Below are 22,035 nucleotides of genomic sequence, written 5' to 3'. Positions count from 1 at the left end.
GCCGCGCTGGCATTGGATCCTTGGCAATCGGGGATGGCCGAGCAATCGGCGCGCGCGGAGATCGCCACCGTGCTGTGTATCCCGGAAGGTACCGCCACCACCCTGGTTCGTCACGCCACCGAACTCGTGGCCTCCCACCCAGCCACCCGGGAGGCCCTGACCGCCGGGAGACTGTCGTGGCGGCATGTCGGGACTGTCCTTGACGAAACCGGCACACTCGCCCAAACGCCCGGCATGGCGCCGGCGGATCTTGCCGACTTTGAACAGCACCTACTGAGGCTGGCTCCGGGGTCAACCGCCACCGGCTTTAAGTCCAAAGCCCGTCGGCTACGCGAAGGCACCCACCCGGAATCGTTACCTACCCGCACCAGGCAGGCCATCTTGGGTCGGGCCATGACCTTAGAACCTGGCCGCGACGGCATGTCCTGGCTTACCCTGCACCTGCCCGCACCGGCGGCCGAGGGTATCTGGGTCCACTGCACCCGGCAGGCCCGCAAACACCAATCCCCCGAGGAGAATCGAACCCTGACCCAGCTGCGCATCGACATCGCCACCGCACTACTCCTGGGCCACCACGGGATCAACACACACGGGATCAACCAGCCCAGGACCAGCCAATCACCGACCGGCCAGCACGGGCGAACCACCCCATTCGAAGAAGGGTTCTCCGGTCGTGACGACGCCGGCGCTTCCGCAGGAACTGGGGCCGGAGCGGCCGGTATCGAGCCAAACAGTGCCGTCGGGGATTGTGGTGCATTCTTTGATCCGGCCCCCTGGGATTTATCGACGAAGGGTTCCTTCACCGTGGACCCGGATTCGCCCCTTTTCGCGGGGATCCGTATGGCCACACCCGGATACGTTAACGGCGTGGTCGACGGTGTCCCGGAGGATCCCTTACAGGACTACCTGGACATGCTGGCCGCCACCCGTAACGGTCAAATCATCACGGATCCGCCCCTGCCCGAGGCGCAGATCCTTGTCACGGTCCCATTGCTCGGGGCGTTGGGGATCACCGACGAACCCGCCGAACTCATCGGTTACGGGCCCATCCCGGAAACCATCGCCCGGAAACTGCTGGCAAACTCCACCACCTTCCTGCGGCTGTTCACCGACCCCATCACCAACGAACCCCTGGACATGAACCCGGACCGGTATTGGGTGCGTGATTCAGAGCGTGCCGTGCTGCGCGCCATGGCCCAGTGCTGCTATTTTCCCCAGTGCACCAACCCCGTCCTAGACACCGAGCTGGACCATGTCCAGGCGTGGGAACACGGCGGGAAATCAACCCACACCAACCTCAGACCCGCCTGCGCCAGGCATCACGCGCCCAAGCACCTCAAAGACGACAAGGACAAACACGGCCACTACCGTGCCGAGCAAGACCCGGACCGTGTCGGCATCCGCCTGCGCGGCTGGAAACCCTCCACCACACCAGATGGCCGGATCAGCTGGACATCACCCTCCGGCCGCGACCACCCCGAACTACCCAAGGAACTGCGACCACCGGCCTACCCAAAATGGCTCAAGAAAACCATCACCAAGGCGCTACAGCACACCGCCAGCGCGCCAGCAACCACGCCCAGCATTCTCGAATACTTCCTCACCGGAAAACACATCAAGTACCACCACCCAAACCACGGGTAACCGCCCGGCCTGGATGACAACGCGTTGACACTTCCCACACATCGAATGTGACGCACGATACGCTGTCCCCATGGCTACCAAGACCCCTGCAGAGATTATCGCGGCCCTGAAGAGCGGCTACACCTTTTCCGGCCCGTCCATCGGCCTCGGCGCCGCCATGGTGGATGGGCAAATTCACGCTGAGGCGCAGGTCAGCCTGCCATTGGCGATGATGAACCGCCACGGCTTGGTGGCCGGTGCCACCGGAACGGGCAAGACCGTGACGCTGCATATGATGGCCGAGCAGCTGTCCACGGCGGGCGTCCCTGTCTTCATGGCGGACATCAAGGGAGACCTCACCGGCCTGGCCACGGCCGCCGAGGGAAGCGAGAAACTCACCGCGCGCACTCAGGCGCTGGGGCAGGTGTGGGAGTCAAAGGCGTTTCCGGTGGAGTTTCTGGCATTGGGCGGGGATGGCAATGGCGTCCCCGTCCGCGCCACCGTCACCTCCTTCGGGCCCATCCTGCTCGCCCGGGTCCTTGGACTGAATGAAACCCAGGAGTCCAGCCTGCAATTGGTGTTCCACTACGCCGATACCAAGGACCTGGAACTTTACGACCTCAAGGACCTGCGCGCCGTCATTCAATTCCTCACCTCCACTGAGGGCAAGGCAGACCTGACCGAGTTGGGTGGTTTGTCCAAGGCCACCGCAGGTGTCATTTTGCGAAACCTCATCACGCTCGACGCCCAGGGCCTGAGCCAGTTCTTCGGCATGCCCGAGTTTGATACTGCCGAGCTCCTGCGCATTGCCCCCGACGGCCGCGGCGTCATTACGTGCTTGGAACTACCCAGCGTGCAGGACAAGCCGCTGCTGTTCTCCACCTTCCTGATGTGGCTGCTTGCCGACCTTTTCCGGGATTTGCCTGAAGTGGGCGACCTTGAAAAACCCAAGCTGGTGTTCTTCTTCGACGAGGCCCACCTGCTGTTCAATGGCGCCAGCAAGGCGTTCCTGACGGCCATCACCCAAACCGTGCGGCTCATACGCTCCAAGGGCGTGGGCATCTTCTTTGTCACTCAAACCCCCAAAGATGTCCCCGCTGACGTCCTGGCGCAGCTGGCCAACCGCGTCCAGCATGCCCTGCGCGCTTTCACCCCTGACGATGCCAAGGCGCTGAAGGCGACGGTGTCAACGTTCCCCATCAACGACTACGACCTCGAAGAGGTGCTGACCAACGCCGGCATCGGCGAGGCCGTTGTCACCGTCATGAACGAAAATGGCGCCCCGACCCCCGTTGCCCTGACCCGCCTGCGCGCCCCCGGTTCGATCATGGGGCCCAGCACGGAGGACACCGTCAAAGCCGTCATCGCCGCCTCGTCGCTGCTGCCCACTTACGGAACCGCCGTCGATCCGATCTCCGCCTACGAGAAACTGCAGGCTCCCCCGGCCCCGGCCCCATCCACCGGCCCAGCGGTTGGTGCTCCCCTGCCCCCTCCCCCACCGCCAGTTAATTTCCCGGCTCCTCCCACCTACGACGGCGGCAGCGCGGCTTCGGATGTCATCGGCGTGCTGGGCGGTGCGCTGGGCGGCGGAGTGAAGAGCATGATGCGTTCCATGGGCAGCTCCCTTGGCCGGAATTTGATGCGAGACATCTTTGGCACGGCGCCGCGCAAACGTCGCCGCTGATACCCGCAGGCATAGGGCATTCAATCCGCACCAGGTGCGTGTTGTGGCGGATTCAGGCCATCACGGCCTGAGCCGGTACAGTTGAACGGGTGACGAACGGTGCCAAACTCATCAAGATAGCCGCCGCGTGGCTGCTGGTTTTGATGCTCGCCATCGCCGCCGCCATCGTGACAATCGTTGTGGTCAACGCCAACTCCTTCGGCGCGCAAAAACCTGTGCACGACTACTTGGCGGCACTTCGCGCCGGGGACGGGCCCAAGGCTCTCGGCCTGCTCAATGCCCGGGTTCCGGACGCCAACGCGGCGGTTTTGGATGGCCCCGGCCTGGCCAAATCACAAGCGGCGCTGAAGGATGTGACCGTAGGCGATCCCGTTGACACGCCCGACAATCGCAAGAGCGTCACTGTTGGCTACACGGTCAACGGCACGGCCCTGACCACAAAATTCGTGCTCATTCCCGGACCAAAACACTGGCTTTTCTTTGACAGCTGGGACATTGTGCCCACCACGCTGCCCACGCTCAGCGTCTCCGTGGTCAACGCCAACCAGGCCACCATCAACGGCATTGCCGTCAACATGCCTGATGGCAAGAACTCCTTCGGCCTGTTCTATCCTGGCAACTACGAGGCCGAGTACCGCTCGGCCCTGTTCGCCGCACCCGCCGTCCAACGTACAGTGAGCGGCCCGCAAGAGACTGTTCCCGCCGTCGCACTTTCCACAGGTCCCACCAGCGAGCTGCTGGCCCAGGTGGATGCAACCATCCACAAATACTTAGATGCCTGTGCCGCCCAGGCCGTGCTGATGCCCACCAACTGCCCCTTGAGTGCCGGGACGAACAACCGGGTGGCGTCGGCGGTCAAATGGAGCATCGTTGAGTACCCGAACGTCACCATATCCCCGTATGGGGGCACGTGGGTGCTTGCCCCCCTGACCGTCAAGGCGCAGGTGGAGTACGACGAGCAGAACCTGTTCACGGGGGTGACTGCGCCCGTGAAAGACGTGGAGGACTTCGGCTTCACGGCCAAACTCTCAATCAACGGCACCACAGTAGGCGTCACCCCCGTGGTCAGCTACTAAACACTCGGCGGAACGGCCAAAGGGTCCAGCGTCAGTCCATGCCCCGCAGGTCCAAGGTCAGCTCCGTGGCGCCGTCTGCGCTGAGCAGCACCGGGATACCCCAGTCCTGCTGGTACAGGTGGCAGGCGGCGTGGTCCGGGATTTCACCGTTGGCGTCTTCGGGGCCGTCACAGGCCGCTGCACGGGCGGTAAAGTGCAAGATACCCTCGGGCACGTCGGCTGAGAGCGTCAGCGTCCTGGACAAGCCCACTGACGTGCCACCACCGGCCAGCAGGAGCTCCGGTGGCGTGGAGGAAACCTTCAACTGTGTGGGGTCACCCCACCGGTCATCGAGCTTCTGCCCTGTGGGTGCTGCGAAGCGGATGGTCAGCGCCAGTTCGCCCGCGGCCACGGGCGTCTTGGGTCGCTGCGTCTGGGCGGCTCCCTCATCCACCTGGAGGGCGTTCTTGGGCAGCGGCAAACGGATCAACTGGTGCTTGTTGGCCTCCACCACAATGAGCAGCGGGACCTCGCCGGATTCATCGAGCAGCACGTCGCTGGGCTCGGCCAAGCCACGGGCCAGCGTGCTGACCTGCTTGGTTGCGGGATCGTAGCGGCGCACCGCACCGTTGTAGGTGTCGGCAATGGCCACGGAGCCGTCCGGTAGCACGGCCACACCGAGGGGATGCTGGAGACGGGCCTGATCGGCGTCACCGTCGCGGAAGCCGAAATCAAAGAGGCCCTCACCAATGGCGGTTTCCACGCTCACGGCACCATCAGGGGAAAATTTCAGTACGCGCAGCGCGGACGTCTCGGAGTCGGCAACCCAGATGTTCCCCTGCGCGTCCTCGCTCAGACCTGACGACTGGGCAAACCAGGCCTGGTCCGCGGGTCCGTCAAGCAGGCCCTCCAAGCCGTTGCCGGCCACAATGGTGACGGCGCCGCTGGCCGGGTCAAAACCAAAGATCTGGTGTGTGCCAGCCATGGCGACCACGACGGTTTTCAGCACGGAGGAGTAAGCCACATCCCACGGCGACGACAATGAAACTTCCAGCGGCGCGGTGCCAAGATCGGCGTCGGAGGTGCTGGCGCCGTCGTCGTTCACCCGGGCAGGGCCAGCCTCCAGAAGGCGCTGCACACCATTTCCTGCAACGGTGCGAACCTCGCCCGTGGCCAGCGTGAGCCCGCGCAGGCGGTGATTCACGGAGTCGGCCACGACGACGTCGTATCCTATTGCCGCTGCCAGCTCACCGGGGAGCAGGGCCATGCCCTGGGGCTCGTTGAAGGCAGCGTCCGCGGCTGAGCCATCGGCAAAACCCTTGAGGCCGGAGCCGATGGTGCGAACAACCGTGCTGAGATCGGAGGCCATCTCCACCAAGCGGTGGTGGCCGGTATCGCTCACCAGGAACGTACCCTCGGGCAGCGGCAGCACCTTGCCCGGGAAGCGCAGGTCGCGTGAGACCGGCTCCGGCGCAACATAGGGGCCGTCTCCGCGGTGCAACGTGCCCTTGGCCTCGTGCTCGGCAATCAGCTCCGGGATCAACGATTCCAGGCCAGCAGCGTGGCCCTCCCCGGAAAGGTGCGCCACAATGTAACCCTCAGGATCCACCACCACCAGGGTGGGCCAGGCGCGGGCAGAATAGGCCTGCCAGGTGAGAAGTTCCGGGTCATCCAAGACGGGGTGGTGGATTTCGTAGCGTTCGACGGCGGCGGCAAGGGCCACGGGATCGGCCTCGTGTTCAAACTTCGGTGAGTGCACGCCCACGGTGACAAGCACGTCCTTGTACTGCTCTTCCAAGGGACGCAGTTCATCGAGCACGTGCAGGCAGTTGATGCAGCAGAACGTCCAGAAATCCAGGATCACAATCTTCCCGCGCAGTTTTTCCAGGCTCAGCTGCGCCCCACCGGTGTTCAACCAGCCGCGGCCTTCCAGCTCGGAGGCGCGAACACGGACAAGCGGGGAGGTCTTCGTTGAGGATTCCACTAGCGCGTTTCTCCTTGGGTGGCTGCCGGGGCTTCCGGGGCTGATGGGTTGGTAGTGGCTGGTGTGCGGCCACGTTGATTGGGGTCGATGGTGGCATCTCGCGCCGCCAGCTGGGCAAACATGTTGTTGTAAGCGTCGAGGTCGGCGTCCTTATTCCTGTCCGCCGCCCTATCCTTGCGCTTGGTCTCCCGGGCGTCCGACTTGGACCACATATACGCCACGCCCATGGCAATGGCGAGGGTGGGTATTTCACCCACGCCCCAGGCAATGCCCCCGGCCGTTTGCTGGTCCACCAGGGCCGAACCGCCCCAAGCCCTGCCCATGTTGCCGAAGTAGTCACCGGAAAGCAGCGAGGTGGCCATCATCATGGAGACGCCAAAGAAAGCATGGAACGCCATGGTGGCCAGCAGCAGCAGCAGACGCAGCGGGTACGGCGCCCGGCGTGGAAGCGGGTCGGCACCGATCATGCTTTGAACAAAAATGTAGCCGGTGATGGTGAAATGCACGATCATCAGCTCGTGGCCCACGTGATAGCGCATGGCCAGGCCGAACGCCGGCGAGTAGTAGAAAAGGATCAGGCTGCCGGAGAAGTTCGCGGCGGCAAAAAGCGGGTGGGTCACCAGTTGGGAGAACTTGGAGTGCACCAGAATCAGGATCCACTCACGGATGCCCCGGCTGCCATCGCGTCGCGGAGTGAGCGCCTGCAGGGCCAGGGACACTGGCGAACCTAGTGCCAGGAACAGTGGGGCAATGACCATCAGCGCCATGTGCTCCACCATGTGGGCGCTGAACAGGACGGCACCGTAAACAGATGTGCCACCCGAGGTGATGTACACCAGCGACAGCAGACCCACGAACCAAGAGACGCTGCGCAGCACAGACCATTTGTCGCCGCGGCGGCGCAGCTTGATGATGCCTGCCAGGTAGGCTGCCCCGGCAATCAGGGCAAACGCCACCCACAGCCAGTCCATGCGCCACTCGGTAAACCAGCGGGAGAATTCCAATTCGGGGGGCAGCGGGTAGCCGGTGAGAATTTGCGCCGGGGTCAGTGCCTCAACGGGGAGCTCCCGGGACTGCGGCGGTGCGGAACGGCTCAAGCCCACGGCCACGCCACTGGTGATACCCATGATCAACAGTTCAACGAAGACCAACTGCCAGAGCAGGCGGCGGGCGCGTGCCGTCGTCGTACTTTTCTCCCCGCCGGAAAGTCGGGGAATGATCCAGCTCCGGTGCATGTAGCCGATCACGCCCAGCAGGATCACCGCCACAGACTTAATGACAATCAGCTGGCCGTAGGAGGAGTAAAAAAGGTCATGCCAGGAGGTGATGCGGATGGCGGCGTTGACAACTCCCGAACCGACCACCACGGCAAAGGCGACGAGGGCAAGGGCTGAGAAGCGTTGCAGAGTTTGCGCCGTGATCTTGCCCAGCACACCCGAAACCACCACCAGGGCGATGATGCCACCCACCCACAGCGAGGCGCCGGTGACGTGTAGGAAAAGGGAGTTGACGGCGCCCGTGTGGTCGGCGCTTGAGGCCGAGTGGCCGATGAGCGACTGTGGCACGAAGGACAGCAGGGCCAGCACCAGCGGGACAGCCAGTCCGCTCACGGAACGCACGCCGAAGACCAAGGTGGTGGCCACGGCGGCGCAAATGACCACCATGAGCCAGGCCTGGCCCTGGGCCAGTTGGGTCATGAAGAAGACAAGCTGGGCTGTGTAGTCGTTGGTTCCCGTGACGGCCATGCCGGAAACACTGGAATAGGTCAGAACTAAAACGGCGATGGCGGAAAGCGTCCATACGCAACCGGCAACCGCGGCAAGGGCCATGATGCGGGTAAAGGCGGGGTGCTCGGCCCGGGGCTTGCCCGCAGTGGTCTTGGCGTTGCCGGTGTGCGGGCGATGCGCCTTGAGATCCTTGGGAAGAATGACGACGGCGAAAACCAAGGCACCCACCACGGTCGCCAAGGACAGATTGTGCACTGTGGTGGCTATGGGCAGTCCCCACCGGGTTAGTGCGCCAGGATCGCGCAACTGGCCGGCCGCTGTCGCACCAGTCCACAGCAAGGAGGCGACCACGCCGAGCATGGCCGATGCTAGGCCAAGCCACCACCAGCGGCTGCGAATGCCGTCGGCAAAAGTCCCCCGGGGTTGCGTAGCTTCCTGGGAAGGGCGGTCCGGGCGGGATTCAGTGGCTGCTTCTGCTGGTGACACCCCTCTATTGTCTGGCACAGGACACAGATAGGGCGAATCAGGGAGCTCTCAGGAACTCTTAACTTTTGTTCAAAAGGCCTCCGCCACGGGTTAAAACGCGAAGGCGGCCAGCAAACGCTGACCGCCTTCGTGTAATGCTGTGTGTCGAAACTAGTTCTTGACAGCAGCCTTCAGCTTGGAGCCGGCGGACAGCTTAACGCTGTGGCCTGCTGCGATCTGGATGGTCTCGCCGGTCTGCGGGTTACGGCCGGTGCGTGCTGCACGGTCGGTGCGCTCGATGGAGAGCCAGCCCGGGATGGTGATCTTTTCGCCGGCTGCAACGGAGCTCTCGAATACCGAGAACAGGGCATCCAGGACGCCGTTTACTGCCGTCTGGCTGGTCTCAGCCTTTGCAGCAACTTCAGCAACCAATTCGCTACGATTCTTAGCCATGTTTGTCCTCCTGGACGTCAAGAAAATTCAATTCCACGCGGTTGCGTGTCAACCACTGCTAGCGAACATATCAGTTTTTCCGCGAGATTCCGGTAAATTTCCGCATTTCTCAGGGTTTTTGGCGGAAAATTCCCCGAATTCTAGGGATATTTCGCTCACAGCCGACAACTACTGCCCTGCAGCTAGGACTGCTGGAGCCGCCTGCGGCCGACGGCGAGGGCCCCGAAACCTGCGAGCAGCACGAGTCTTCCCGGCGTCACAGGCCAGGATCCGGAGTCGATCCCCCAGCTGGCGCGGGCGGTTGCCACCGCCGTTTGGGAGCCATATTCGCGAAAGCGGGGCCAACTCGTGAGACCCCGCAGAACATACGCCGTCCTCGCGAGTTGGCCCCGTTCTGACGGAAGCGAGCGGATCCGGAGCGCGGTTTTGCCCCGTTCTCGGCGCCAATTCGGGCGTGTGCAACAAGCCGGATCGGCGACAGGGCAGCAAAAAGGGCGGCGACCCGAAGGTCACCGCCCTTTTTCGTCCGGGATATTACCAGCTGGACTTCTTGATACCGGGCAGTTCGCCAGCGTGCGCCATCTTGCGGAAGCGTACACGGGAGATGCCGAACTTCTGGAGCGTTCCACGCGGACGGCCATCGATGGCGTCGCGGTTACGAACGCGTACCGGTGAGGCGTTGCGGGGGAGCTTCTGCAGACCCAAACGGGCTGCTTCTTTCTCTTCCGGAGTGGAGGCCGGGTTAACGAGGGCCTTCTTCAGGGCGAGACGCTTTTCGGCGTAACGCTCCACGATGACCTTGCGCTGCTCGTTCTTCGCGATCATGGACTTCTTAGCCATAGTCTTAGCGCTCCTCTCGGAATTCGACGTGCTGACGGATCTTGGGATCGTACTTCTTCAGAACCAAACGGTCCGGAGTGTTACGACGGTTTTTGCGGGTTACGTACGTGAAACCGGTACCCGCGGTGCTCTTCAGCTTGATGATCGGACGTACGTCCTTGTCTTTTGCCACTAGAGCTTCACCCCACGAGCCAAGATCGAGGCAACAACGGAGTCAATGCCGCGTACGTCGATGGTCTTAATACCCTTGACGGAAAGCTGCAACGTAACGTTGCGGCGCAAGGACGGTACCCAGTAGCGCTTCTTCTGGATATTCGGATCGAACCGACGCTTGTTGCGGCGGTGCGAGTGCGAAATGCTATGTCCGAAGCCCGGCTCGGCTCCAGTCACCTGGCAATGTGCTGCCATGATCACTCCTAAAAAATGAATGGGAACGGTTCACTGGTGCAAACCGTGCGGTTAGGCGGCGTTCGTCCTTGGACAGCATGATCCCATCACGTCTTTTTCAAGATGAAAGGGACCGTACTTGGTCCGGCGAAAACTGGAAGGCACGCAACTTGAGCCCCTAACTACCGGCCTACGGGAGGGTAATCACCGCAAACCGGAGCAATTGCACACGCTCCGCGCCACCTAGCGCCTACCCAGTCTAGTTGAGAGGTGGCGATTAACGCCAATTGACCCTTATCATGCCTTGCGTTAAAGACGGAAGCGGCTCCCGGGGCGTATGTCCCGGGAGCCGCTTCCTTGTTATCTAGGTACTAGCTGTGTGTTGAGGTACGACGGCGGCGCACCAGCACCAGCGTCATGCCCAGTGCCAGCAGGCCGAGGCCGCCGGTCAACAGGCCAGCGTTTTCGACGCCCGTTTTGGCCAGCGGGGGCACCTTGGCCACCACTTTTGCCGTGGTGGTGGTCACCGGCTTGGTCGTGGACGTTGCCGGGTTGACTACTGCCGTTTGGCTGGCAGCTTCCGAGCCCAGGTACGTTGCATCGCCACTGTAAACCGCGGTGATGTTGCTGCTGCCCAGGGCAAGACCCTTCAAACCTACGGCCGCCTGGCCGTTGGAGACGGCGATTGGATCGCCCACGGTCTTGCCACCAACACTGAATTGCACAGTGCCCGTGAGCGTCTGGCCTTCAAGGGCACCGGAGATCGTCGCCGTTGCCGTGACAATGTCACCCTGGTTGCTCGGTGACGGGGAAACCGAGAGGACAGCCGCGGTGGGCAGCTTGTTGACCACCTGGGCGAGCTCCTCGCTAGCAGACTGCGCAAAGTTACCGTTGGCGACGAACGTGGCCGTCACCTGGTTGGTACCTGCCAGCAGGTTGCTGATCGGCAACGCCGCCACACCATTGAGCAGCGCTACGGTTCCAAGAGTCTTGCCCGGAATGCTAAAGACAATGCTGCCGGTGGGAACCATCGCCGGATCAACCTCCGCGACTGGAGGAACCTCTGCATCCGGCTGAGCCCTAGTTAGGGTCGGCTCATCGCTGGGCTCCGAGGCCTGCTCGGCCGTCACCGTCGCGGTGAAGACCGTCTCCTGACCAACATTGGAGGCATTCACGGACGACGAGAGTGAAACCGATGTTCCAACCGCAGAAACGGTGGTTTCACTCGCATCCTCGGAACCCTTGAATGACGCGTCACCACCGTAGCTAGCCGTCAGCGTATGCGTGCCAGCACTCATGAAGGGAATCGCCAGTTCAACGTAACCCCACTCATTGAGCGTCCCGGTCTGCGCCGGCCCGCCATTCCAGCTGTAGGTTACCGTGCCACTGGGCGTTGCCCAGGTGTTGTTGGTTCGGTAGACATCGATGTAGGCGTAGTCAGTTTCCCCGTAGGTCGGGTTTGACGGCAACCAAACGTCAGTCGTCGTAACATCCTTGTTCACCTGGAGCGGAAGTGCGCCATCGGAGGCAGCATGAGTGGCGGTGCCCGCAAAGCTTGCACACACGTTAGCGTTTGCCGGTGCATTGAAGGTGGCGGTCCCGTTGACCAGCGTGCCAGTCTTCAGGACTGTTTCGCTCCCGCACACGCCGGCGTACAAGGTGAAGTCTCCGTCGACACGCGTTGCAGTGCCTTCGACCACCGTGGTGACGGTGTAAGCGACTTCCTGACCTACCAAGGCGGGATTGGGGCTGGCCGTCACCGTCGTGGTGGTGGGCTTCAGGTTTATGGTCACTGCAGCGGTTCCCTCGGAACCGTTGTACTGCTCGGATCCGCCAAAGGTGGCACAAACGGAAGCGTTTGCCAGTGCGTCTACTGTCGCGGTTCCGTTGATCAGATTTCCGCTGCGTAGGAGAGCCCCAGTGCCGCAGGCTCCGGCATACAGAGAGAAAGGACCGCTGACGGGTGTCGCAGCGCCTGCAACCGTCGTATTGATGGTGTAGGCAATCGTGTCCCCGACAAATGTCGGGTTGGGGCTCGCCGTCACCGTGGTGTTGGTATCAACCGTGTAGCTGATGGTTACGCTGCCAGCACCTTTCGAACCCGAGAATACTGAAAAGTCGCTGGTTCCGAGTCCCAGGAAGCTGGAGCCAGCTCCACCGCCACCGCCGCCACCGCCACCTGTGCGGCCGGCACCACCACCGCCGGCCAATACATGGCCGCCTCCGGCGCCGCCGCCTCCGCCAGCGGTGTCCCACGCGCCAGCGGTACCGCCATTGATGCCGCCTCCCACTGCTGCGCCAGCAGCACCCTTGCCAGCACAAACCCCTCCGGCAACAGTCCCGGCGGTTCCCGCCAGAGCCGCGTTGGCCCCTACTCCGCCAAGGCAACCGGCACCACCGGCACCACCGGCGCCGCCACCACCGCTGGCGACAACCCGGGCGTCCCCGTTGACCAAGACTGCGGCAGCGCCACCGCCACCGCCACCCGATTTAGCGATGGATAGCGATGATCCACCGCCGCCAGAACCGCCGGCCGCATATCCCAGACCTGCCGTTGCTAATCCGGTATTCGCGCCCTGGCTGGCACCCTGGAGTTTCACTTGATCACCCTGTGCAACCTGCACTATGGCCGAGACAATGGCCCCGGACCCGCCAACAGCAGCCCCGGCACCGTTTCCACCGGCCCCTCCCTTGGCGGTCACCAAGATTTTGGTAACGCCCGCGGGGACCATAAATGAATCCGTCAGATTGCCCACTACAGATTTTGTGATGGGCGCTGGTGCTGGCGTTGCCGCCTGTGCCGGCGCCAATCCCACAGCCGTAACGCTTAGTGCCACCATCGCCGTAGCGATGACCCCACCGGCTGCTCTGAGCAGCGCCGGTTCCTTCAATTTGGCCATTGCCAAATCCTTCCCTCTGAAAATTTCCGCGGGACAATCGCCCCCTGTGGGCGACGTTACGGATCAGAGAGGTTCACCACATCGGTAATCACTACGTATATTCGGTGGGCAAACCACCGGCAATGACCTCTGTGGGGAAGGATTTTGTGCGCGGTTTCTAGCGAAGAGGCGAGCGCAGCTCCGGCCAGCGGGGCAGGAGGTTGTCACCTGAGGACACCCCGCGGAGCCGGCGGCTGACCCAGGGGCCCACATACTCCTTGGTCCAGGCGGCGTTGTCCTTCACGGTTTCCGCCATGGTTTTCACAGGGATGGGCGGGAGCTCGGGCATGGGGATGCGGACCGTTTCCCCCACCTGCTCCAGCACCCTGTTGGCCATGTTGATGTGACCGGGGGTGGACATGTGCATGCGGTCGATCCCCCACAGCCGCCAGTCGTTGTATTCGCGGAAGCGCCAGTAGTCCACCAGTTCGGCGCCGTGAGTGTCCGCCACCTCCCGCACCAGCTCGTTGTAGATGGCGGTGCGGCCGCGAATACTGGCAAAGACCTTGGAGGTGCTGGCGTCAAAGCCGGTAAAGATCAGCACCCGGGCACCGGTGGCAGCCAATTTGGCGATCCCGTCCGAGTAGCGGGCGATCATGGCGTCAATGTCCACCTTGGGGCGCAGGATGTCATTGATCCCGGCGTAGCTGGTGACAAGGGTGGGTTTCATTGCCACCGCCACGTCGATTTGTTCGGCGAGTATCTGCCCCATCTTCTTGCCGCGGATGGCCAGGTTGGCGTAGCCGAACTCCCCCTCCGGATGGGCCAACGCGAGTTGTTCCGCCGCCCTGTCTGCCCAGCCACGCACCTGGTTGGGCAGCGAAGCGTCGGTGTCCCCCAGTCCTTCCGTGAACGAATCGCCCAATGCCACATATCGTGCCGAAAATTCCACGTTCTCTCCTTGCCGTACTGGCTGCTCCGCTGGCACTGTCATCCATACCTCGGAGCCTTAACTAGGCTTATCCTATGTCTGTGATTTTCCGTTTCCTGCCATGAACTCCCCCGTGACAATCTGGAGCACCCAATACCGCAGCGCCACCATCGGCTTCTTTGGCCTGGCGTTCATGGTGGCGTACTCGGCGGCAGCCATCACCACGGCCATGCCGCAAGCCGCCAAGGAGCTCAATGGCCTTCCCCTCTATGGCCTGGCTTTTGGCATCACCATGGCCACCTCTGTCATCTCCATGACCCTGGCCGCCCTGTGGATTGATCGCTCCGGACCGCAAAAACCCTTGCTGACAGGGGTTGCCATCTACGTGGTGGGACTGGCGCTGGCCGCGGCCGCCCCCACCATGGAATTGTTGGTCGCCGCCCGCGCCATCCAGGGTCTGGGTACCGGGCTCGACGGCGTGGCCCTGTACGTTGGCATAGCAAGAGTGTTCCCACCCCACTTGCGGCCCAAGATGTTTGGCGCCCTGGCAGCAGCCTGGCTACTGCCCTCCATTGTGGGACCGGCGCTGAGCGGGATCATCACCGACCACTTCGGCTGGCGCTGGGTTTTTGCCACCGTCCCCGTCCTGGCCACGATTGCCGCCGTGGTGGTGTTTCGCGGCACCCGCGGCATGGGTATGAACAAGCCGGCCAAGGCCGTTGAACCCATGGCAGTCCGCGCACCGTCGTTGTGGCGCAAACCCCTGTGGGCCATTGTCGCCTCGGCCTCCGTGCTGGCCTTGGGCGATGCCAGCGCCCGCGCCAATATCTGGTGGCCCGTGGAACTGGGTGCCGCCGTCGTACTTCTCTGCGTTTCGGTGAGCAAGCTGCTACCCAAGGGCACCTGGCGGATGGTGCGGGGGCTGCCGTCGCTGATCTTGATGCGCGGGCTCATGGGAACCGCTTTCACCATCGCCGATGTATACCTGCCCCTGTATATGATCGACCAGCGACACCTGCCCGCCTGGCTGGCCGGACTCTCCCTGACGGTGGGTGGCGTGACCTGGGCCGTGGGTGCATGGCTTGCCGGGCACGGCAGGCTCCGGCCCGCGCAAACGCTGCGCCTGGGCGCGCTGTTCATGTTGACGGGGATGCTGGTTTCGGCGCTGGTCCTGCTGCCGGGCTGGCCGGTCTGGATCGCTTGGATTGGCTGGACGGCGGCCGGATTCGGTATTGGACTGGCCTACCCAACGCAGTCGGTGCTGGTGTTGGAGGGTTCCGAGCCGCACCAGCAGGGCGCCAACGCCTCGGCCCTGCAGCTCAGTGAAGTGCTAACGACGGCGGCCGCGCTGGGTGTGGTGGGGGCCGTGTTCGCCGCACTCCTTGCCCTGGGCGAGGCCGGATACGTCATGGCGTTTGGTGTGGCGTGCCTGCTGGCGCTTGGCACCGTTTTGGTGTCGCGGCGGGCGGCATAGACGGGGCGGCCTGCTAGCCGACCAGCTCGAGCGGTTCACCCGAGGCGATAAGGGCGGCGTAAGCCCCACCAGCGTCGCGGAGCTCGGCGGGAGTGCCTACCTCCGCGATGGTTCCGGCGGCCAACACGGCAAGCTGATCCGCCTCCTCCACGGTGGAGAGCCTGTGCGCGATAGTCAGCGTGGTTCGGCCAACAGCCAGCCGGTCAAGGGCGGCCTGCACCTGGGCCTCGGTGGTGTTGTCCAACGCCGAGGTTGCCTCGTCCAGGACCAGAACGCGCGGGTTTCGCAAAATGGTGCGGGCAATAGCCAGGCGCTGCTGCTCGCCACCGGAGAACCGGTGCCCGCGGGCGCCAACCATGGTGTCCAGGCCATCCGGCAGACCGGCAATGAGATCCGCGATCTGTGCCGAGGCAAGCGCGCTCCACAGCACGGCGTCGTCCGCGTCAGGGGCGGCCAGTAACAGGTTTTCCCGGATGGTGTCGTGAATCAGGTAGCTCTCCTGGGACACCACACCCACAATGCGGGTCAGGTTCTCGGGGTCGATGTCGCGAACATCCACCCCGTCAATGGTGATCCGGCCCGCCGTGGCGTCGTGCAGGCGTGAGAGGAGGGACCCCAGGGTCGATTTCCCGGAGCCCGTGGGACCCACCACGGCGGTGGTTGTCCCGGCGGGAAGCGCAAGATCGATCCCGTGGAGAACTTCTGCTCCGCCGTCGTACGCAAAACGGACACCCTCAAAACGGACGTCACCGCGCACGGTGGCCGGATCGATCTGGACAGGATTGGCAGGGGCCTCTATTTCGGGCGTGAGGTCGAGGTATTCGAAGATACGGCTAAAGAGCGCCATGGCCGTGACCCATTGGACGCCCAGGTTCAGCAGGCCCATGATGGGGCGGAAGATGGTGCCCTGCAGCGCCGTGAACGCGACCAGGGTGCCGATGGTCATGCCGCCGCTGGTGGCGGGCAGGCCGGCCACCAGATAGATGGCGGCCGGGATGGCGGCGAAGATGATGCCCATGGTGGCCATGCGCCACTGCCCGGCCAGCTGTGAGCGCATCTCCAGGCCAACGAGCCGCTGTGAACTTTCGGTGTAGCGGCGTTCATCGCGCCCGGTGGTGCCCAGAGTTTTAGCGAGCCGGACGCCGGAAATGCTCAAGCCCTCCTCAACCTGCGTGTTCATGGTGGCCAGTTCGGCCTGCATGGAGGAGGTGATGTCGCGGCGCAGCAGGGCCACGCGGCGGGAGAACCAGATGGCCGGCGGGATCACGATCAGTGACAGCAGTGACAGTTGCGGGGAGAGCGCCACCATGGCGATGGCCGTGGCGACGGTGGTTGTCACGTTCGAGGCAATGCCGGTGGCCGTTGAAGTAATGACCGATTGCATGCCGGCAATGTCGTTGTTGAGCCGCGACTGCACCTCCCCTCCGCGGGTCCGGGTGAAGAAGCCCAGGGACTGTTTTTGCAGGTGCGTGAACAGCCTGGTGCGCAGGGTGTGCATGATGGTTTGGCCCATGCCGGTGGTCATCCAGGTTTGGACCACGCCGATCGCCGAGGTTGCGGCGGCCACGGCCACCATGCCGCCGGTGAGCCACAGGAGCAGGTTTACGTCCTTGTGCGGGAGTGCGGTGTCGATGATGTGGCGGACCAAAAACGGCTGAGCCAGGCCCACGATGCTTGAGACGCTGATGAGAAGTACGACGACGGTGATGCTCACCTTGTGCGGTGCGAACAGCGCGGCAATGCGATTGAGGCTGACAGGTTGGGCGGCAAGTTGCTTGCGGTCTGCGGGGTTAATGCGTCCGGGGCCGCGGTTGGGTCCGCCGGAGCGCGGGGAGCCGCCACGTTGGGCGGGATTTTGGCTGAGGATATTTTCACTCATTGGCTACACCTCCAGATGGTGTGCGGGGTGCGGGACTCGCACCAAGTAATACCGAGGTTACCTCACTATGTGGTTGCCCGTCAAATTGGGTATGCTGTTAAGTATGGCTTCACTTGATGACTCCGCCGATCTTGGCGAACTGTTTCATACAGCATTCCGCGGCCTGCGCCGCACGTGGGCCGAACAGCTGGCCCCGTGGGAGCTGACCCCGCACCAATGGCGGGCCCTGATGACCTTGCTGCGCCGCGGCCCCGAGGCTGCCGGTACGGGTGAGCCCGGCGCCCTGAGGCTGAAGGATCTTGCGGAACGGCTCCGCATTGCCGCCCGCTCGGCCACCGAGGTAGTTGACCAGCTGGAAGCCAAGGGCCTGGCACGCCGCGATCCTGACCCCACCGACCGCAGGGCCACCCTTATTGTGGCCACGGATGAGGGCCGGCAACTTTTTGCCGACATCCGGGCCGAGCGGCGCGATAAATCCAACGAGTACTTTGCGCGCCTGCCCGCCCAAGACCGGACCGAGCTGGCCAGAATACTGGGCCAGCTCAGCGACTAAACGTCCGGTCTCGAGGCGCTCAGCGTTACATTATGCGCAACGCGTGGGTGCTGACTCCCTGGCGCTGCGCATAAAAGTTGGCGTGGCCGCCACAAACTTCTTACCCAGTGGCAACATGGCCGCAACATTGCCCCTGCAGACTTGAATCATGGCCCCACCGGGGCGTTATGCAAGAGGGTAAACAGGAGGCCGTGCCATGTCGCTCGATATTTCAGCTGCTCCCACCCGGGCCCACCGGGTGCGCAGCCTTGCCCCACTGTTCCGCGGCGACCTGGTGGAGGCCAGGGTGCTCGACATGGTGGTTCACCGCGGAATTGTTCAGGACAAGGCGCCAGAAGCCCGCGCCTTGTGGATCATTTCTGAAGCCACCGGAAAGCGGAAGTTAATCTCTTTCGACACCTTCAGCATTTGGATGGTCTTGGGCACCTAACCCCAGGTTCTTAGGCGACGACCAGCCCGGCCTGGATGACGACGCGGGGGCGCGCCTCATCCCACAGTGCGGCGGCGTCGTCGAACGGGTTCCCGTCAAGAATGACGACGTCGGCGTGTGCGCCGGCTCCGATCCGGCCTATGCGGGTGTCCTGGAGAATCTCGGCATTGACCGAGGTCATGGACCGCAGTGTTTCAAACACGCCGGCCACCTCGGTTTGCAGGCGAACGCCCACGAGTTGGTCGTTCTCCAGCTCGCCCATGAGGTCCGAGCCGAAGCCGACCTTGACACCGGCGGCGAGCGCCAGTGCGATCGCGGTCTTGCCGGCGGAGAGCACCTCGGCGTTCTTGACCTGTGAAATGGGGTGCAGCCCCAGTGCCTCGCCGCGGCGGTTCATGGCGTCGTAGGCGGCCAGCGTGGGAACGAGGTAGGCGCTGTGCCGGGCCATGAGCTCCGCGGTTTCCTGGTCCATGAGGTTCCCGTGCTCGATGGACCGGACACCGTTTTCCACGGAGTGCTTGATGGCTTCGGGCGAGTAGGCGTGGGCGGCCACGTAGCTGTTGCGCCGCGTGGCTTCCTCGACCACTGCTTGGATCTCTTCTGCCGAGTATTGCGGCACCCTGATGGGGTCGGTCAGGGAGACGACTCCGCCGGAGGTCATGATCTTGATGGCGTGGCTGCCAGTACGGAATCTGTCGCGCACGGCCTTGCGGAGGTCATCCACTCCATCGACTACCGAGCACATGTGGCCGTGGCTGAAGCAGACGTCCAGGTCTTCGGCTCGGGGGTCGCCGTGCCCGCCGGTCTGGCTCATGGCCGGGCCGGTAAAGAGGTAGCGAGGGGACTTGAAAATGCCGCGGCGCACCGCCTTGGCCAGGCCAATGTCGCCGCCTGCAACGTCGCGGACGGTGGTGAAGCCGCGCCCAAGAGCCGACCCCAGGCGCTGCGCCCCCACCAGCGCGGCATAGCTCAAGGGGCCCCGTTCCACCTCGAAACCGCCCAGGCCGACGGCGTAGGCGTGGAAGTGGGCGTCAATGAGACCAGGGACCACCACTTTCCCGCCGGCGTCGACCACCTCGCCCACGGCGGCCGCCTGGCCCACTGCCTCAATAACGCCGTCGCGCATCACGATCGAGCCCGCAGTGAGCTCGGGTGAGGACCCGTCGAAGATCAAAGCGTTGGTGATGGTCAGCGTCCCGGTGGCGGCGTTGGACATGGCGGAATCTCCTATTTCCCCGGACGGAAACGTCCGGGGTGGGTAGTGGTCATGAGCTGTGACATGCCCATCTTAACGAACGACGGCGGTGAGCGTCCGGGTCAGGGCGCCGGGGTGCCGGCGATATTGACCATCCAGGGGATGCCGTAGCCGTCAACGCACATGCCGAAGGTATCGCCCCAGGGTGCCTTGTTCAGGGGCACGGTGACCGTTCCGCTGCCGGAGAGCTTGTCCCAGTAGCCACGAAGTTCGGCCTCATCCTCGCCGGTGAGCGAGACCTGGTGGTTGGTGCCGGGCGTGAATTCCATATGGCTGGGCGTATCCGAACCCATCAGGGACAGGCCACCATCGGTCAGTAGCGCCGCGTGCATGATCTGGTCCAGCTCGGAGTCTTCAACGCCGCCACCGGCGTCGCGGAAGGTGCTCAGCGTCAAATCGCCGCCAAACACACTCTTGTAAAACTCCATGGCGTCCTTTGCGTTGCCGCGAAAGCCGAGGTAGGGGTTGAGGCGTGTTGTCATGCCGGTCTCCTTAGGAAAAAGTGTGGATACAAAGCATTATGCTCCGAATCGCAGCGGGTGTCAGGAGGGCGGCGTAGAAGTTACCCGGGAAGTGCCTGGCCCTGCCGCCAGTACCCCATGAAGGCTACGGCGTTTCGGTCCATCCCGACGTCGCGCACAAGGTAGCGGCGCAGCTCGCGGATGGTGGCGGCTTCCCCCGCAATCCACGCATACAGCCCCTGACTTGGCGACTTTTGAGGTGTCTCCCACAAGATGGTGGCGTCCACGTCAACGTCCTCGGGCTCCTCGCCGCGATCACAAGCGGCGGGAACCACCACCGTGCGGACGGCGCTGGACATGGCCTGCCCATGCGGGTTGGCGTTGCGGGCATGCCACCGGACGTCCACGTTGGCAATGGTGGGAATGTCCAAGAAGTCTGCCGCGGTGGGCACCTCCAGCACGGCGTGACCGCTGATATGGGCCGGGAGCGCCGACAAAATGGCTGCGATGGCCGGGACGGCAGTTTCATCGCCCACCAGCAGGACCCTGTCCGCATCCCCCGGCGCGAACTCGATGCCCAGGCAGTCGCCCCACCGTGCGCATGGGCCAATCAGTGTCATGGCATCTCCTGGCTGCGCGGCGGCGGCCCATTGTGCCGCCGGCCCCGATCCGCCGTCCAGGTGCAAAACAAAGTCAATGTCCAGCTCGGCCGGAACCGCGGACCTGCCACCGTCGGCCGGGACAGCTGGGCGCAGGGAACGCACCGTGTATGTGCGCATGACGCCGCGAGTGGACTCATCTAGCGAACGCCACTTTTGGTACCACTCGTCCGTGAGGGAGCCGCGCACCGACAGTAGTTCCGGCAGGGCATGCCCGGGCGAGGGGATCATGACCTTGATGCGCAGATCCAGGGTCTCGCCGTCGGCGTTTGAGCCAAAAAGCTCAAGATCTGCCCCCGTAAAGGTGATGCGCCGAAAATGTGGCGTCAACTGCTCCACAGCGCTAACGCGCACATCGAAGGCCCTGATGGGCCGGATCGGATCCGCCTCGACGTCAACGAGCTCATCCATTGCAGCACTCATGCGCGCACACCTTCCGTCACAGTGATTGTTGATAGCTTGCTGGCCGCGGCCTCCGCCAGCAGTGCCGCCCGCCTGCCGATGGGGACCACCATGGGGGTTCCCACTACCGGGTCCGGGACCACCACCGATTCCAGTCCAAACACCTCGTGCACCAGATCGGCCGTGAGCACCTCCCCCGGCACCCCCTGGGCAAGAATTGCGCCGGATTTCATGGCGACCAGGTGGTCGGCGTATCGGGCGGCCAGGTTCAGATCGTGCAGCACAATGGCAACGGTGATGCCGCGTCGGGCGTTGAGTTCGGAAACCACATCGAGGACCTCCACCTGATGGGCCAGGTCCAAATAGGTCGTGGGCTCATCCAGCAGCAGCACGTCGGTCTCTTGCGCCAGGGCCATGGCGATCCACACGCGTTGACGCTGCCCGCCGGAGAGCTCATCAATGCTTCGCTCGGCCAGCTCGGCGGTGCCGGTGACGTTCAAAGCTGCGGCCACGGCGTCGTCGTCGGCCGGGGTCCACTGCCGGAACCAGCCCTGGTGCGGGCTGCGCCCACGCCCCACCAGATCGGCCACGCTGATGCCGTCCGGGGCTGTGGGAGTTTGCGGCAAAATCCCCAGTTCGCGGGCAAGTTCGCGGGTGGGGACCTTGTGGATGTCGCTTCCGTTCAGGTGCACGACGCCGGCACTTGGCTTGAGCAGCCGGGCCAGGCCGCGCAGCAGGGTGGATTTTCCGCACGCGTTGGCACCCACGATGATGGTGACCTTGCCGGCGGGGAGCTCGAGGGAAAGGTTGTCCACGATGATCCTCTCCCCGTATCCCAAGGAAAGCTGGCGGGCGGAGAGAGTTGCGGCTTGCTTCGATGATTGTTGGCTCATC

At 63.6% G+C, this 22,035-nt stretch carries 19 protein-coding genes; 6 read left to right on the top strand and 13 right to left on the bottom strand.

Annotation, left to right across the window (positions count from 1 at the left end):
* The 3 genes from CXQ94_RS13535 to CXQ94_RS13525 all read left to right on the top strand — a co-directional run.
* On the top strand, positions 1 to 1,644 hold a 1,644-nt coding region (locus CXQ94_RS13535), incomplete at its 5' end, for an HNH endonuclease signature motif containing protein (RefSeq protein WP_219817054.1).
* 70 nt (positions 1,645 to 1,714) lie between these two features.
* Positions 1,715 to 3,307: a helicase HerA-like domain-containing protein gene (locus CXQ94_RS13530; RefSeq protein WP_104091079.1), complete on the top strand. Its 1,593-nt coding sequence runs from the start codon at positions 1,715 to 1,717 to the stop codon at positions 3,305 to 3,307.
* Positions 3,308 to 3,396: 89 nt separating this feature from the next.
* Entirely contained in the window at positions 3,397 to 4,383 is a 987-nt protein-coding gene (locus CXQ94_RS13525) for a hypothetical protein (protein WP_258067071.1), read from the top strand.
* Positions 4,384 to 4,414: 31 nt separating this feature from the next.
* Here CXQ94_RS13525 and CXQ94_RS13520 read toward each other — a convergent pair whose 3' ends face one another.
* From CXQ94_RS13520 to CXQ94_RS13485, 8 genes are all read right to left on the bottom strand, one after another.
* Positions 4,415 to 6,346 carry an NHL domain-containing thioredoxin family protein gene (locus tag CXQ94_RS13520; protein ID WP_104091078.1) on the bottom strand — a complete coding sequence of 644 codons (1,932 nt, stop codon included), beginning with the start codon at positions 6,344 to 6,346 and terminating at the stop codon, positions 4,415 to 4,417.
* Positions 6,346 to 8,433, bottom strand: a complete 2,088-nt coding sequence (locus tag CXQ94_RS13515; RefSeq protein ID WP_104091107.1) for a cytochrome c oxidase assembly protein — start codon at positions 8,431 to 8,433, stop codon at positions 6,346 to 6,348. Before CXQ94_RS13515 ends, CXQ94_RS13520 begins: the two co-directional genes overlap by 1 nt.
* Before the next feature lie 276 nt (positions 8,434 to 8,709).
* A complete protein-coding gene (locus CXQ94_RS13510; RefSeq protein ID WP_062007871.1) occupies positions 8,710 to 8,991 on the bottom strand; it encodes an HU family DNA-binding protein in 282 nt (93 codons plus the stop codon).
* 534 nt (positions 8,992 to 9,525) lie between these two features.
* Positions 9,526 to 9,831 (bottom strand): 30S ribosomal protein S14, encoded by a 306-nt coding sequence (gene rpsN, locus CXQ94_RS13505; protein ID WP_062007872.1) that lies wholly within the window; start codon positions 9,829 to 9,831, stop codon positions 9,526 to 9,528.
* A 4-nt stretch (positions 9,832 to 9,835) separates the two neighbouring features.
* Positions 9,836 to 10,003 carry a 50S ribosomal protein L33 gene (gene rpmG, locus CXQ94_RS13500; protein WP_044574616.1) on the bottom strand — a complete coding sequence of 56 codons (168 nt, stop codon included), beginning with the start codon at positions 10,001 to 10,003 and terminating at the stop codon, positions 9,836 to 9,838.
* A complete protein-coding gene (rpmB, locus tag CXQ94_RS13495; RefSeq protein ID WP_062007873.1) occupies positions 10,003 to 10,239 on the bottom strand; it encodes a 50S ribosomal protein L28 in 237 nt (78 codons plus the stop codon). Before rpmB ends, rpmG begins: the two co-directional genes overlap by 1 nt.
* A gap of 350 nt (positions 10,240 to 10,589) precedes the next feature.
* Positions 10,590 to 13,118: an Ig-like domain-containing protein gene (locus tag CXQ94_RS13490; protein ID WP_104091077.1), complete on the bottom strand. Its 2,529-nt coding sequence runs from the start codon at positions 13,116 to 13,118 to the stop codon at positions 10,590 to 10,592.
* A gap of 157 nt (positions 13,119 to 13,275) precedes the next feature.
* Positions 13,276 to 14,049, bottom strand: coding sequence for an SGNH/GDSL hydrolase family protein (locus CXQ94_RS13485; protein WP_104091076.1), 774 nt, complete (start codon positions 14,047 to 14,049; stop codon positions 13,276 to 13,278).
* A 112-nt stretch (positions 14,050 to 14,161) separates the two neighbouring features.
* On the opposite strand from CXQ94_RS13485, the gene CXQ94_RS13480 reads away from it, so the two are divergent.
* Entirely contained in the window at positions 14,162 to 15,502 is a 1,341-nt protein-coding gene (locus tag CXQ94_RS13480) for an MFS transporter (RefSeq protein WP_219817053.1), read from the top strand.
* A gap of 13 nt (positions 15,503 to 15,515) precedes the next feature.
* Here the strand turns inward: CXQ94_RS13480 and CXQ94_RS13475 are convergent, their stop codons facing one another.
* Positions 15,516 to 17,381 (bottom strand): ABC transporter ATP-binding protein, encoded by a 1,866-nt coding sequence (locus CXQ94_RS13475; RefSeq protein WP_104091074.1) that lies wholly within the window; start codon positions 17,379 to 17,381, stop codon positions 15,516 to 15,518.
* 103 nt (positions 17,382 to 17,484) lie between these two features.
* Between CXQ94_RS13475 and CXQ94_RS13470 the strand changes: the two genes are divergently transcribed.
* Positions 17,485 to 17,934, top strand: coding sequence for a MarR family winged helix-turn-helix transcriptional regulator (locus CXQ94_RS13470; protein WP_104091073.1), 450 nt, complete (start codon positions 17,485 to 17,487; stop codon positions 17,932 to 17,934).
* 196 nt (positions 17,935 to 18,130) lie between these two features.
* The gene (locus CXQ94_RS13465) at positions 18,131 to 18,364 is read left to right on the top strand and encodes a hypothetical protein (RefSeq protein WP_104091072.1); all 234 of its coding nucleotides are present in this window, start codon (positions 18,131 to 18,133) and stop codon (positions 18,362 to 18,364) included.
* A gap of 10 nt (positions 18,365 to 18,374) precedes the next feature.
* Here the strand turns inward: CXQ94_RS13465 and CXQ94_RS13460 are convergent, their stop codons facing one another.
* The 4 genes from CXQ94_RS13460 to CXQ94_RS13445 form a co-directional block, all read right to left on the bottom strand.
* Entirely contained in the window at positions 18,375 to 19,580 is a 1,206-nt protein-coding gene (locus CXQ94_RS13460) for an amidohydrolase family protein (RefSeq protein WP_104091071.1), read from the bottom strand.
* A gap of 101 nt (positions 19,581 to 19,681) precedes the next feature.
* Positions 19,682 to 20,101, bottom strand: a complete 420-nt coding sequence (locus CXQ94_RS13455) for a VOC family protein (protein WP_104091070.1) — start codon at positions 20,099 to 20,101, stop codon at positions 19,682 to 19,684.
* 80 nt (positions 20,102 to 20,181) lie between these two features.
* A complete protein-coding gene (locus CXQ94_RS13450; RefSeq protein WP_258067070.1) occupies positions 20,182 to 21,162 on the bottom strand; it encodes a siderophore-interacting protein in 981 nt (326 codons plus the stop codon).
* A complete protein-coding gene (locus CXQ94_RS13445; RefSeq protein WP_104091068.1) occupies positions 21,159 to 22,034 on the bottom strand; it encodes an ABC transporter ATP-binding protein in 876 nt (291 codons plus the stop codon). The genes CXQ94_RS13450 and CXQ94_RS13445 overlap by 4 nt, the downstream gene beginning before the upstream one ends.
* Position 22,035 lies beyond the last annotated feature (1 nt).

Origin of the sequence: Arthrobacter sp. GMC3 (assembly GCF_002929305.1) — a bacterium.
Lineage (GTDB): Bacteria > Actinomycetota > Actinomycetes > Actinomycetales > Micrococcaceae > Specibacter.
This window is presented reverse-complemented; position numbering and strand designations above follow the sequence as displayed.

What these genes read in the sequence shown, in the direction of transcription:
- CXQ94_RS13530 (WP_104091079.1), top strand. Translation starts at nt 1,715, where the DNA reads ATGGCTACCAAGACCCCTGCAGAGATTATCGCGGCCCTGAAGAGCGGC.
- CXQ94_RS13515 (WP_104091107.1), bottom strand. Translation starts at nt 8,433, where the DNA reads ATGCTCGGCGTGGTCGCCTCCTTGCTGTGGACTGGTGCGACAGCGGCC.
- CXQ94_RS13510 (WP_062007871.1), bottom strand. Translation starts at nt 8,991, where the DNA reads ATGGCTAAGAATCGTAGCGAATTGGTTGCTGAAGTTGCTGCAAAGGCT.
- rpsN (WP_062007872.1), bottom strand. Translation starts at nt 9,831, where the DNA reads ATGGCTAAGAAGTCCATGATCGCGAAGAACGAGCAGCGCAAGGTCATC.
- rpmB (WP_062007873.1), bottom strand. Translation starts at nt 10,239, where the DNA reads ATGGCAGCACATTGCCAGGTGACTGGAGCCGAGCCGGGCTTCGGACAT.
- CXQ94_RS13490 (WP_104091077.1), bottom strand. Translation starts at nt 13,118, where the DNA reads ATGGCCAAATTGAAGGAACCGGCGCTGCTCAGAGCAGCCGGTGGGGTC.
- CXQ94_RS13475 (WP_104091074.1), bottom strand. Translation starts at nt 17,381, where the DNA reads ATGAGTGAAAATATCCTCAGCCAAAATCCCGCCCAACGTGGCGGCTCC.
- CXQ94_RS13470 (WP_104091073.1), top strand. Translation starts at nt 17,485, where the DNA reads ATGGCTTCACTTGATGACTCCGCCGATCTTGGCGAACTGTTTCATACA.
- CXQ94_RS13465 (WP_104091072.1), top strand. Translation starts at nt 18,131, where the DNA reads ATGTCGCTCGATATTTCAGCTGCTCCCACCCGGGCCCACCGGGTGCGC.
- CXQ94_RS13460 (WP_104091071.1), bottom strand. Translation starts at nt 19,580, where the DNA reads ATGTCCAACGCCGCCACCGGGACGCTGACCATCACCAACGCTTTGATC.
- CXQ94_RS13455 (WP_104091070.1), bottom strand. Translation starts at nt 20,101, where the DNA reads ATGACAACACGCCTCAACCCCTACCTCGGCTTTCGCGGCAACGCAAAG.
- CXQ94_RS13450 (WP_258067070.1), bottom strand. Translation starts at nt 21,162, where the DNA reads ATGAGTGCTGCAATGGATGAGCTCGTTGACGTCGAGGCGGATCCGATC.
- CXQ94_RS13445 (WP_104091068.1), bottom strand. Translation starts at nt 22,034, where the DNA reads ATGAGCCAACAATCATCGAAGCAAGCCGCAACTCTCTCCGCCCGCCAG.